Raw genomic sequence first — 12729 nt, 5'->3', positions numbered from 1 at the left:
AATTTGCTTGCAGCGGCGCCCCAGCCCGCTACCATGCGTGTTAAAACAATTCCAGGCTCGCAAGAAGGCAGTAATATGACAGCATTAGACGATGACAAACCCATGCCCCGTGGCGAACTCACCCTGCAGATAATCCCGCTTCCTGCCGACACCAACGCCAATGGCGATGTCTTCGCCGGCTGGCTGGTGAAACAGATGGATCTCGCCGCTGCTACCATGGCCGGGCGTATTTCCCAGGGCCGTAATGCCACCGTGGCCATGGACCGGATGGAGTTCCTGTCACCGTTGCGAGTAGGATCTCAGGTAGGTTGCTACTGCGAACTCGTCGATATCGGCCGCAGTTCCATGAAAATCAGCGTGGAGGTGTGGACTCTTGACCGCACTGCCAAGAACCCACGCAAGGTGACCGAGGGCCTGTTCGTCTATGTCGCCATTGATGAGCACGGTCGGATCCGGGAAGTGCCGGAGCAAGTTCTCTGAACCGTCACCGCTCTATTTCCAGCCGTGCAGAAGGCGGGCGTAATTAAGGCGTTCCCATGCTCGGGCGTTTGGGGCATTCGCCATGGACAATACGCCCCGTGCTTCTGCCAGCGAGCGGTATCCCATTCCGGAGAGCCGAGCATTCATTTCCCGGGTAATCCTCGACATGGCGCCGGCACCCTCGGACAGCACGGCGGAGACCACCTGCACGGCAGAAGCGCCCGAAAGAATCGCTTTTGCCGCATCATCACCACTGTGAACGCCGCCCGAAACTGCCATCTCCAGTGTTGTCTGGCCATACAGCATGGCCGCTGCGTGCAACCGCAACGGCAGCTCGGCACTGGACGACAGCACCACCTCCCGGCTTAACTCCAGCTCGTCCAGATCCATATCCGGCTGATAGAACCGGTTGAACAACACCACGCCCCGGGCTCCTGACTCTTCGATACCGGCCACGAACGCAGGCAATGCCGAGTAGAAAGGCGATAGTTTGACGCTGACCGGAATGCTCACCTGCTCAGCCACTGACCTCACAACCGAAAGTTGCCGCTGTTCCAGTGCTTGCCCTGTTTCCTCCGGATCCGAGGCCAGGTCATAGAGATTCAGTTCGATGGCATGGGCGCCCGCAGCTTCCAGCTCACGGGCATGCCTGGTCCAGCCACCCGTCGAGATACCGTTGAGAGAGGCAATCACCGGCACACCCAGTGAGTGGCGAAGCAGCTCCAACCGCTGCAAGTAGCTGTCCGATCCCATCTCGAACAGCTCGGATCCTGGAAAAAACGACCGGGCCTCGGCATCCATATTGATCCGGGAATCAATAAACCGGTGGGCGGCCATTTGCTCTTCCACCAACTGCTCCTCGAACAGCGAATGCATCACCACGGCACCGGCGCCGCCATCGACACAGGCTTTCAGCGCGTCCAGGTCATCGGTCAGCGGACTGGCGCCAACGACCAGGGGCGAGCGCAGATCCAGCCCGAGCCATCGGGTTGCTAACTCAGTCATGGTGATCGCCCTCCTTGGGGTCTGGTTCCGGGTGTTCATGGGGCTCAAAGTGGATCCCCGCCAGCTGCTTGTATAGCTCACGCTGTTCAGTGGCCGCTTCCGAAGCCGCAGCCACCAGCTTTTCGTAACGCTGGGGATCCCTCAACTCCAGCATCCGGAACCGGGCCTCTTCCTGCATGTAGGCTTTCATGGTGACCTTCTGGCGCAGGGAATCGAGCTGCAGCGGAGGCAGCCCTTCATGGATACGACGGGGATCAAACCGGTACAGCGGCCAGGCCCAGCTGTCCACCGCCCGCTTCTGCTGTGCGGGGGAATGCACCAGATCGTAGCCATGGGCAATGCACGGGCTGTGGGCGATGATTAGTGCCGGGCCGTCGAAGCTCTCGGCTTCCTGCAGGGCCTTGGTGGTGTGGTTACTGTGGGATTGCATGGCAATCTGGGCGACGTAGACGTGACCATAACTCATGGCCAGCAGGCCCAGATCCTTCTTGCGGGTGGCCTTGCCGGCAGCGGCGAACTTGGCAATCGCGCCCATCGGAGTGGCCTTGGATTGCTGACCGCCGGTGTTGGAATAGACTTCGGTGTCGAGTACCAGCAGTTTCACATTCTGACCCGAGGCCAGGGCGTGGTCGAGACCGCCATAACCAATATCGTAGGCCCAGCCATCACCTCCTATTACCCAGACACTCTTCGGACAGAGTTCATCGGCCAGACTGTCGAGTTCCCCGGCCTCTGACCCCTGCTGATCCGCCAGCCAGCTGCGAAGCTGCTCAATCGCTGTGCGCCGCGATGCCATTGCCGATTCATCAACGGTGGTGCAGGCGCTGGTCAGCTCAGAGTAGAGCGCGTCAGGTAGTTGTCCCTGGAACCCGTCCAGCAGCTGCCGGGCCCGACCCACGAGCTTGTCCAGCCCCAGGCGCATGCCCAAGCCCAGTTCCGCCGCATCTTCAAACAGCGAGTTGTTCCAGGTGGGCCCCCGGCCGTCGGCATTCACCGTGTAAGGCGTGGTGGGCAGGTTGCCGCCATAGATCGAGGAACAGCCGGTGGCATTGGCGATCAGCAGCCGGTCCCCCACCAACTGGGTCAGCAGCCGGATGTAGGGCGTTTCGCCGCAGCCGGCACAAGCGCCGGAATATTCAAATAGGGGAATCAGCAGTGGCAAGGATTTGAAGTCACGGGGGATACGATCCCTCGGGACATCCGGCACCTGTCGGAAAAATGCCAGGTTGTCGGCCTCCACCTCGCGATGCTGCTCGATTGGCTGCATATTGATGGCTTTGCGTTTGGGCTGGGTCCGATCCTTTGCCGGGCAGACCTCAACGCACAAACCACAGCCGGTGCAGTCATCCGGCGCCACCTGGATCCGGTAATCCAGACCCTCCAGCTCCGCCGTGTGGGTTTCCGGCACTACTTCGAACGCCTCCGGCGCACCCTTGACCTCCTCCGGCTCAAACACCTTGCTGGTGATCGCAGTATGCGGGCAAATCATCGCGCAGAAGTTGCACTGTACACAGAGGTCGGATTCCCAGATCGGGATTTCCAGGGCGATGGTCCGCTTTTCATACTGGCTGGTTCCCGTGGGCCAGGTACCATCCGGCGGAAAAGCGCTGACCGGCAGTTTATCCCCCTGCCCTTCCAGCAACAGGCGAGTGACTTTCTGGACAAAGTCCGGCGCATCCTCAGGCACCCTCGGTGGTCGGGTGCGGGTTGCCGTTACCTTGCCCGGGACCGGCACCTCGTGCAGGTTCTCGAGGGCCGAGTCCACCGCCTCCACGTTGCGGCGCACCACTTCCGGCCCGCGACGGCCCCAGGTTTTGCGGATGGATTCCTCGATGTGGGCAATGGCCTCTTCCCGGGGCAGGATATCCGCCAGGGCGAAGAAACAGACCTGCATCACCGTGTTGATCCGCCGTTCCAGCCCCGCTTTTTCCGCCACCTCGGCGGCATCAATCACAAAAAGCCGGGCCTTGCGCTCGACCAGTACCCGCTGAACCTCCATCGACAGCCGGTCCCAGACCTCTTCCTTTGACCAGGGCACATTGAGTAGCACCGTCGCGCCCTCGGCGGCATGTTCCAGCACATCAAACCGCTCCAGGAACTGGGGCGCATGAATGGCAACAAACTGCGCCCTGTTGATCTGGTAGCTGGAGCGGATGGGCAGCGGCCCGAACCGGAGATGGGATACGGTGGTGGCGCCGGATTTCTTGGAGTCGTAGACGAAATGGCCCTGGGCAAACAGGTCCGTGCCCTCCCCCAGAATCTTGATACTGGCCTTGTTGCTGCTGACGGTGCCATCGGCGCCGAGACCAAAGAACAGCGCCCGGCGGGTTTTCGGGGATTCAATATCCAGCTCGCTATCCACTTCCAGCGAGAGATGGCTGACATCGTCCCGCACGCCAACGGTAAAGCGGGTTTTCGGCGCTGCCGCTTTCAGTTCGTCGAAAATGGCGCAGACCATGGCCGGCGTAAACTCACGGGAAGACAGCCCATAGCGGCCGCCGATCACCCGGGGCAAAACCTTCCGATCGCCCCGGGTGTAAGCTTCCATCAGGGCACCGCTGACTTCCAGCAGCAAGGGTTCACCCTGGGCTCCCGGTTCCTTGGTGCGGTCGAGCACCGCCAGATGTTCTACGGTATCGGGCAAAGCGTCCAGAAAACGCGCCGTCGCAAAGGGCCGGAACAGGCGGACCTTGAGAACCCCAACCTTTTCGCCCTGCTCAAGCAGCCACTCCACCGTTTCATGGGCGCATTCGGCCCCGGAGCCCATCAGGATAACCACCCGGTCGGCCTCAGGGTGGCCGACATAGTCGAACAGCCGGTACTGGCGGCCGGTAATATCGGCGAAACGGTCCATCACGGCTTCAAGCTTTTCCGGGAACACCTGATAGAAAGGGTTGATGGCCTCCCGGGCCTGGAAGAAGGCGTCCGGGTTCTGGGAGGTGCCACGAACCACCGGCCGGTCCGGTGTCATCCGGCGGTTGCGGTGTGCCTCCAATCCTTCATGGGGCACCAGGGCCTTCAGGTCATCATCGCTCAGAGCGGTGATTTTGGAGATCTCATGGGAAGTGCGGAAACCATCGAAAAAATGCATCACCGGCACCCGGCTTTCCAGGGTGACGGCATGGCCGATCGCAGCCATATCCTGGGCTTCCTGAACCGATCCCGACGCCAGCAGGGCAAAGCCGGTACCGCGGGCACTCATTACGTCGGAATGGTCACAGAAGATCGACAGGGCGTGGGTAGCAATGCTGCGGGCGGCAATGTGCATGCAGAAGGGCGATAGCTCACCGGCAATCTTGTACAGATTGGGCAGCATCAGCAGCAGCCCCTGGGACGCGGTAAAGGTGGTCACCAGTGAACCGGCCTGCAGCGCCCCGTGCATGGCACCGGCGGCACCGGCCTCGGATTGCATTTCCACCACACTGGGCACCTGCCCCCAGAGATTGGGTTTGCCCAGGGCCGCCCAGTCATCCGCGTGCTCGCCCATCACCGAGGCAGGGGTAATCGGGTAGATGGCAATGGTTTCGCTCAGGCGATAAGCCACCGAAGAAACAGCTTCATTGCCATCGAGGGTATGAAACTCCATGGCCACGACTCCTTATGGTGAGGCCGAAAGACAGTTCTGAGTCTAGTATCGGGCGGGCTAACCGCAAGGTAGAGGGATTGATCTGAGACAGGTTTGGAGAAGAAAAAGGTTCAGGAAATGCCCGATCCTGCCTTGATCAGGTGTTGGAACAGGGACTCATAGTCGCCGGCCAGGCTGGACGCCTGCCAAGCCTCCGGCGGGCAGGCCAGAGGTTGTTCGTCCAGCAGCTTTTCAAGCGTGTCAGCGGCCGCTTCAGCCTCCAGCGCTGTATTCTCTTTATGGCTCTCATACCGAGACAGATCCGGCACGTACTCCCGATAAGCCAAGCGATCCGGAGCCAGGGGCACACATCCTGATGCCATGGCTTCGAGCATCGACAGCCCCTGGAAATCGTGCAGAGCCGTTGAGATCACAATATCTGCCTGGCGCAGCAACTGATCATAGTCGTCACGGCTTTCCAGGAACCCCCAGTGTTCGATGCAAGGACCAAACTGTTCCCGGATCCGGTCAAATGCCTTCGGGTAGCTGCGAAACCGCTCGCCCACCACGCTCAACCTGAACGGCACCGAGCGCTCCTCCAGCACCTGCAGGAACTTCAGCAAACGGTCAGGTCCTTTGTCGTATTCCCAGCGATGGTTCCAGAGCAAATGGGGGCAGGCCCGGTTCATAAGTGACGGGCGATCAGCAAACAACCGGTCTTCAATTGGCACCGGTATCACCCGGGACTTGTCACGCAGCGTTTCGATCAGTCCTTCGGGCACCTCGTCGGGCAGCTTCTGGAGGAAAGAGGCGGCGCCAGCCAGAAAACTGTCCCGGTTCCAGCCACTGTTGAACACCACACAATCGGCCGACAGCGCGCTATAGAGATTCACCATCTGCGGATCAGCGCTGGCGTTCTGGCCGCGGGATACCGGAAAGGCGAACTGATTTTCATGCATGTAGAGCAGGCAGGGGGTGTGGGCAAGACGCGGGTGCAGGCCACGCAGCGTCGCCAGATCCACCATGGACGTCGCGATGATCAGATTCCAGGATTCCTGTAGGCGCGGCTCATTCAGCCAGCTCAACGGGTTGCCACGGATGCGCCAGCGGAAGAACCTTGGCGGCAGAACAAGATTCTGCCATTCATAATCCGGAAACATCGCGCTTAACTGTTCGCGCCAACGCCTGTGACTGGCGGCATCGTAGCCAGATAGAAGCAATATCCTCGGGTTGAACGTTCCGGGGCTCCTCATACGCCTTCTCACCGACCCGCCTTGGCCTCAGGCCGCGTTCGCGAGAGCGCCCAAAGCCCGAGCACCGGGCCAGGAAACAGCAACAGAACTACCCAGACATTCAGCTGGCCCCACAATCCACTGGTCAGCCAGATGGCAGGCAGCGTCAAACCAAACCCGACCGCATTCATCACCGCCAGAGAGGAGCCCACCGATTCCCTCGGTGCCGTTGCCGAAGCCAGCGCCGAGAATTGAGGCGAATCGGCAACCACAGCAACTCCCCAGATGACCAGCAACGCAATCAGCAGGACCGGAGCCAGCCCGTTCAACCAGGGATACACAAGACAGAAAGCCCCGGATACCATCAGCGCTCGCCGGGCCACCCATTCGCTGCCCCGGGTTCGGCTAAGCCTTCCACCACCCACGCAGCCTGCCGCACCAATGCCGATCACGGCGAACGACAACCAGGGAATGAGTGCGTCACTCTGCCCCATGCGCTGCAGTTCCCGGCCGATGAGCAGCGGCGTTAATGTCCAGAACGCATAGAGCTCCCACATATGGCCGAAGTAGCCGCCGGCCACGGACCGGAATCTCGGGATGCGCAAGGCGGCCAGCCCCTGGCTCAGGGGCAATCGCCCGCTGCTTTTGGGCAGGTGCGGGCCGTCACCCAGCAGAAACACCAGCAGCCCTCCGGCCACGGCAAGACAGGACGCCGCCATCAGCGGCCACTCCCACGGCATGCCGAGGGTTGCCCCACGCATCAGGTGTGGCAGCGCCGTTCCCAGTGTCAGCATGCCCACCAGCCAGGCCAGGGCAGCCCCGGCATACTTTGGCGTCCAGGCGATTACCATTTTCATGCCCAGGGGATAGATACCGGCCAGACAAAGACCCGTGGCGAAGCGCAGGAGGAAATCGAGCGGCGGCGCACCGGCAGCGAAAATAAATCCACCGTTAACCAGTGCCCCCAACAGGCTCGACAGCGCAAAGATCCGACTGGCGCCAAAGCGGTCGGCCAGACCGGTCACCGCAATGGTCAGGGTACCCGCGATAAACCCCGCCTGAACGGCCAGTGTCAGCCGGCCCAGATCTGTTTCCGTCAAGCTTAGCTCGCTGGCCAGCGACAGCCAGACACCGTTGATACTGAACCAGAGCGAGGTGCCGAAAAGCTGGGCCAGAACGATCACGGGGAGGGGGTAACGTCGTAGCAGGTCGATCATTGTTGTTGTCTTTTATCCGCGCGATGGAACAAGCCTAGCCCCGGGAGGCTCACTTCGCCCATGCTACTTTGGTGTCTTGTTGGCTATGGCATTGCTTTTTCAGGGTTTTACCAGCCGATCCAGCCGCAGGCGCTCCCGGTCGTCGAACAATCGGCGACCGCCCCAGGATACCGCCATCAGGGCACCAAACCCGGTGCCAACGGTGATGATCAGCATCACCAGGATCTGGTATTTCACCGCCACTGCCGGTGGGCTACCCGCGAGAATCTGGCCAGTCATCATGCCGGGCAGGCTGACGATACCGGCGGCGGCCATGGCGTTAATGGATGGCATCATACCACTGCGCATGGCGTCCCTTCGGCTATCCTCCAGCGCCTGCTTCCAGGTCTGGCCCAACATCAGGCGGTTCTCGATGACGGCCCGCTGCCGCCAGACCGATTCATTCAAACGATCGAGCGCCAGGCTGACGCCTGTCATGGTGTTGCCGAGCATCATGCCCAGAAGGGGAATGGCGTACTGCGGGGTGTACCAGGGGTCTGGGCCGATCACCACGGTGAGGGCCAGTACCGTCACCGTAAAGGACGATACGAACATCGATCCTGTGCCGATACTGAAGGCCCACCAGCCCCGTAACCGTCGGCCCTGGCGCGCAACAACCTCCCGGCCAGCAATCAGGAGCATGATCAGAGCCAGCAACGCTATCCAGTAAAAGGCGGCGGAGGCAAACAGGGCTTCCAGTACCAGCCCTATCAGCGCCAGCTGTATTACCGTACGCAGGGCGGCGATCAGCAGGTTTCGGGTAATGCCCAGGCGGGCCAGATAGCCTGTCGCTGCCAGGGCAAGTACCAGCAGGGCCGCCAGCCCGAGCTTCCACCACGCCAGATCAATCACTTCCATCTGCGCGCTCCAGACTGGTGCCAACGATCCGGTAATGGGCATCGGCCACCCGATGAATCTGGCCAACATCATGGGCAACCCAGAGCACTGCGATCTGCCGTCTCCGGATTTCCTCAAGCAGCCAGGCTTCAATGGCTTCCGTGCTGTCGTTGTCGAGGTTGGCGGTGGGTTCGTCCAGTAACAGAACCTCAGGCTCAAGCACCAGGGCCCGCCAGAGCGCCAGCCGCTGTCGCTCACCGGAAGACAACCGACTCACCGACCACTCCATGACCCCGGGCGGAAAACCCAGCGCTGACGGCAATCCTGCCGTTGCATCATCCGGGAAGTGACCACCCACATCGTCAAACCACCACTGACTGTCTGCCGGCACCATTACCACCCGGCTTCGCCATTGGTGTGCGGGTATGGCCTGCTGACCTATACCACCGAGGGAGACATTTCCGTCGTGTGGTTCGAGATCGGCTACGGCCCTGAGCAGACGACTTTTGCCGCTGCCCGAAGGACCGGACAGACAGGCAACCTGCCCACCGGGTACCGTCAATGACACATTACTGAGAGTGCCAACGCTGAGATTTTCCAGCACCAAATCTGTCAAGATAGCATCACCAGGACTCACCAAGGTTCATAATGGGTATACCATTGCACAGTGTCCTGCCAACAACCAGCCACACAGGCCAGGGATGTATGAAGCTTCGATCTCTTATTACCTTCACAATGGCATCTGCACTGATTGCCCCGCCGTTGGCAGCAGAGGTCAGCCTGGCACCGTTTGCAGGTTTTCGCATGAGCAGTTCGGTGGATATCGAGACCGCCGGCGCCAGCACCTCAGACCAGATCGACTTCCGGGATTCCGCCAGCCAGGGGCTGGTGTTCAATTTTGATCTGGCAGAGCCCGGCAAACAGGGAGAGATTTATTTCGGCCGGCAGAGCACCTCGGCCCGACTGGACAATGGTCTGTTTGCACCGGGCCTGGATTCCATCGACCTGACGATCTACCAGCTCCAGTTCGGCGGGCTGTATTTCCCGGGTGGCCAGAATCACGGCGGATTTGTCTCTGGTGTGTTTGGCGTTAGCCGCCTCGAGCCGGACGATTCACGGTATGAAACCCACCACCGGGCCGCCCTGTCCATTGGCGGCGGGTACCAGTTTTTCCTGACTGAACAACTGCGCCTGAGGCTGGATCTGCAGGGGATTTACACAGCCCTGAACTCGGGAGGTTCCGCGTTTTGCTCCGGCGGCTGCGAACTCAGATTCGACAGCAGCGGCTACCTGCAGGTGGAGGCCGCCGCAGGGCTGGCCATTCGGTTCTGAGGCCCTGTCACGCCGTCACTTGCCGCCGCTCGGGCAACAAAACCGACAGCAACGCTGCCATGGCCACCAGGCCCGACGATATCCACAAGCAGGCCTCCAGCCCCCAGGCCTGATAGACCCACCCGGACAGAATTGTTCCCAGTAGCCGGCCGGCGGCGTTCGACATGTAATAGAACCCCACATCCAGGGACACGCCATCACCACGGGCATAGCTGACGATTAAATAGCTGTGCAAAGAGGAGTTGACGGCAAACAGCACACCAAACAACAGCAGGCCACCAACAATCACGATCTGGGGTGACCAACCCACTGTCAGGCCGATGGCAATCGCTGCCGGAATCAGCGCCAGCGCTGCTGCCCAGAGCACGGCAGGCTGTTTGCCTTCCATGTTGCCGGTGATGCGCGGGGCAATGCTCTGGATAAAGCCATAGCCGATAATCCAGCTGGCCATAAAGCCGCCCACTTTCCAGAAATCCCAGCCAAAGACCGTGTGCAGGTACACCGGCAAGGCCACCACAAACCAGACATCCCGGGCTCCGAACAGAAACATCCGGGCCGCGGACAAGACATTGATGGTCCGACTTTTGGAGAGGATCTCGCTAAATTTCGGCTTGGCCTTGCTCTTGCCCAGATCCTGTCCCAGCAAAAACAGGCTGGCCAGCCAGACCAGCCCCAAAGCCACCGCCATGATAATCACGGCACCCTTGAAGCCGGCAGTCATCAGCAGGACACCACCGAGAAAGAAACCAACACCCTTGAGGGTGTTCTTGGAGCCGGTGAGAATCGCTACCCACTTGTACAGGGTGCCCTGCTGCTCATCCGGCACCAGCAGCTTGATGCCGCTCTTGGCGGACATTTTGTTCAGGTCCTTGGCAATGCCCGAGAGCGCCTGCGCCGCCATTACCCAGGGCACTGTCAGCATCGCCGCCGGTACCGCCAGCATGGCCAGCGCCACGATCTGAAGGAACAACCCGATGTTCATGGTGCGATTCAGCCCCATGCGGGCGCCCAGGTAACCGCCCACCAGATTGGTCACCACGCCGAAGAATTCGTAAAAGATGAACAACAGGGCGATGGCCAGGGGAGTGTAACCCAGCTGGTGAAAATGCAGCACCACCAGCATACGCAGGGCGCCATCGGTCAGGGTAAACGCCCAGTAATTGCCGGTGATCACCAGGTACTGTCGGATGGCGGCCGTCATGTCAGGCAGTACCCACCCTGCGCGCGAGTTCCGCGGTGCGGTTGGCGTAGCCCCATTCATTGTCATACCAGGCGTAGATCTTCACCTGGGTGCCGTTGACCACCATGGTGGAAAGGGCATCGATTATGGAGGAGCGGGAGTCGGTCTTGTAATCGATGGACACCAGCGGTCGCTCTTCGTAACCCAGGATGCCTTTGAGCTCGCCTTCGGCGGCTTCTTTCAACAGCTGGTTTACGGTATCCCTGTCCGTGGCCGTTTCAACTTCAAACACGCAATCGGTCAGCGACGCATTGGTTAGCGGCACACGCACAGCATGGCCATCCAGGCGGCCTTTCAGTTCCGGGAATATCTCGATAATCGCCGTTGCTGAACCGGTGCTGGTGGGAATCAATGAACTTCCACAGGCCCTCGCACGGCGCAGATCCTTGTGGGGTGCATCGATGATGGTCTGGGTGTTGGTCAGGCTGTGAATGGTGGTAATGGTGCCGTGCTTGATGCCCAGCTTCTCATGAATCACCTTCACCACTGGCGCCAGGCAGTTGGTGGTGCAGGAGGCGGCGGTGACAATGCCGTCGTTGGCCGGGTCGAAGATATCATCGTTCACACCGACCACAATGTTCTTGGCACCCGCCTCCTTCACCGGTGCTGTAACCACAACCCGCTTAACGCCCTGATCCAAATACGCCTGCAGGGCACTGACCTTCTTGTTCACACCACTGGCCTCAATCACCAGATCGCAGCCGGACCAGTCGGTTTCACCGATGGTGCGATTGTGAGTCACGCGAATGCGATGGCCATCGATGACGATATCCGTTTCGTCCGAGGTAGCCTCCTGGCTCCAGCGACCATGGATGCTGTCAAAGTTGAGCAGGTGAGCCAGTGTGGCGGCATCGGCACCCGGGTCGTTGATTGCCACAAACTCCATACCGGGCCACTGCCACGCAGCCCGCAACGCCAGACGACCAATACGGCCGAATCCGTTAATGCCTACTTTGATCTTGCTCATGATGCGCTCCTGAGGTGGTCTCTTCCGTCATTAAATCCTGTGATGGTTACAGGCATTGGACAGACGGGCGGCCTGCCATGGCCTGCAACCGGGCAAGCGGGCTCTCGATCAGTCCGGTGTTGTGACTGGCAGTTTCATCCAGCACCCGGGCCAGCCACTGCGGAATGCCCGGGTTCAGGGAATAATAGATCCACTGGCCCCGACGCTCCGTTGCCAGCAGGCCAGCATCCCTCAGACTGGCCAGATGACGGCTGACTTTCGGCTGGGGTGCTTCAAAGGCTTCAGTAAGCTCGCAGACGCAGAGTTGTTCCTGGCTTCGAATCAGCAGCACGGCTGCCAGGCGAAAGTCGTCGGCCAAGGCCTTGAACACCGTGACCGGGTCATAGCTGGCGGGTTTCGCTCCGGTTTCTTTCTGGTGTACCAGTGCGAATAGCGCAATGCGCTCTTTGATTTCCTTCAGGGTGACGGCAAAAGCGGCGTGTCGGTTTGCGGGTATCGGATCGGCAAAATGCCAGGCAATCTGCTGGGCCGGCTGACAGACCGTGCCACACTCGTTCGCAGCTTTCTCGCACAGGGTAATCACGTAATCCCAGTATTGTCCCTGCACATCGGCCAGCTGCTTGCTGTGCAATCCTTCGGTGGATATGCCGGATTCCTCCAGCACCTGCAGTGCCATCGGGTGGGGCCTGGTTGGCTCGGTACCGGCGCTGGCCACTTCAAACCGGTCTCCGGCCATGTTCCGAAGCAATGCTTCTGCCATCAAAGAACGGGCACTGTTGGCGGTACAGACAAATAGAACGCGGCGCTTCATATCT

Annotated in this window: 11 protein-coding genes; 2 read left to right on the top strand and 9 right to left on the bottom strand. The window is 60.3% G+C overall.

What is annotated here, in order from left to right:
* The first annotated feature begins 75 nt into the window (after positions 1-75).
* Positions 76-480 (top strand): acyl-CoA thioesterase, encoded by a 405-nt coding sequence (locus CFT65_RS04035; RefSeq protein WP_088826731.1) that lies wholly within the window; start codon positions 76-78, stop codon positions 478-480.
* A 12-nt stretch (positions 481-492) separates the two neighbouring features.
* On the opposite strand, the gene CFT65_RS04030 is transcribed toward CFT65_RS04035, so the two are convergent.
* The 6 genes from CFT65_RS04030 to CFT65_RS04005 all read right to left on the bottom strand — a co-directional run bounded on the left by CFT65_RS04030 (position 493) and on the right by CFT65_RS04005 (position 8991).
* Positions 493-1485, bottom strand: coding sequence for a dihydroorotate dehydrogenase-like protein (locus CFT65_RS04030; RefSeq protein ID WP_088826730.1), 993 nt, complete (start codon positions 1483-1485; stop codon positions 493-495).
* Positions 1478-5071: a pyruvate:ferredoxin (flavodoxin) oxidoreductase gene (nifJ, locus tag CFT65_RS04025; protein ID WP_088826729.1), complete on the bottom strand. Its 3594-nt coding sequence runs from the start codon at positions 5069-5071 to the stop codon at positions 1478-1480. Before nifJ ends, CFT65_RS04030 begins: the two co-directional genes overlap by 8 nt.
* 110 nt (positions 5072-5181) lie before the next feature.
* On the bottom strand, positions 5182-6303 hold the full coding sequence (locus tag CFT65_RS04020; protein ID WP_088826728.1) for a tRNA-queuosine alpha-mannosyltransferase domain-containing protein: 1122 nt from the start codon (positions 6301-6303) through the stop codon (positions 5182-5184).
* An 8-nt stretch (positions 6304-6311) separates the two neighbouring features.
* Positions 6312-7499 carry an MFS transporter gene (locus CFT65_RS04015; RefSeq protein WP_088826727.1) on the bottom strand — a complete coding sequence of 396 codons (1188 nt, stop codon included), beginning with the start codon at positions 7497-7499 and terminating at the stop codon, positions 6312-6314.
* A gap of 99 nt (positions 7500-7598) precedes the next feature.
* Complete coding sequence (locus CFT65_RS04010) at positions 7599-8396, bottom strand: ABC transporter permease (protein ID WP_088826726.1); 798 nt, start codon at positions 8394-8396, stop codon at positions 7599-7601.
* Positions 8383-8991 carry an ABC transporter ATP-binding protein gene (locus tag CFT65_RS04005; RefSeq protein WP_088828148.1) on the bottom strand — a complete coding sequence of 203 codons (609 nt, stop codon included), beginning with the start codon at positions 8989-8991 and terminating at the stop codon, positions 8383-8385. Before CFT65_RS04005 ends, CFT65_RS04010 begins: the two co-directional genes overlap by 14 nt.
* An 89-nt stretch (positions 8992-9080) precedes the next feature.
* On the opposite strand from CFT65_RS04005, the gene CFT65_RS04000 reads away from it, so the two are divergent.
* Positions 9081-9707: a hypothetical protein gene (locus tag CFT65_RS04000; protein ID WP_088826725.1), complete on the top strand. Its 627-nt coding sequence runs from the start codon at positions 9081-9083 to the stop codon at positions 9705-9707.
* Between the two features lie 7 nt (positions 9708-9714).
* On the opposite strand, the gene arsJ is transcribed toward CFT65_RS04000, so the two are convergent.
* Genes arsJ through CFT65_RS03985 form a run of 3 tightly spaced genes read right to left on the bottom strand, consistent with a single transcriptional unit; the run spans position 9715 to position 12725 of the window.
* Positions 9715-10908 carry an organoarsenical effux MFS transporter ArsJ gene (gene arsJ, locus CFT65_RS03995; protein ID WP_088826724.1) on the bottom strand — a complete coding sequence of 398 codons (1194 nt, stop codon included), beginning with the start codon at positions 10906-10908 and terminating at the stop codon, positions 9715-9717.
* A gap of 1 nt (position 10909) precedes the next feature.
* On the bottom strand, positions 10910-11914 hold the full coding sequence (locus CFT65_RS03990; RefSeq protein WP_088826723.1) for an ArsJ-associated glyceraldehyde-3-phosphate dehydrogenase: 1005 nt from the start codon (positions 11912-11914) through the stop codon (positions 10910-10912).
* A gap of 46 nt (positions 11915-11960) precedes the next feature.
* Positions 11961-12725, bottom strand: a complete 765-nt coding sequence (locus tag CFT65_RS03985) for a metalloregulator ArsR/SmtB family transcription factor (RefSeq protein WP_088826722.1) — start codon at positions 12723-12725, stop codon at positions 11961-11963.
* Between the last annotated feature and the right edge of the window lie 4 nt (positions 12726-12729).

It is taken from the genome of Marinobacter sp. es.048 (assembly GCF_900188435.1).
In the GTDB taxonomy this organism is placed as follows: domain Bacteria; phylum Pseudomonadota; class Gammaproteobacteria; order Pseudomonadales; family Oleiphilaceae; genus Marinobacter.
The sequence above is the reverse complement of the archived record's forward strand: the minus strand, read 5'-3'. Positions and strand labels throughout refer to the sequence as shown.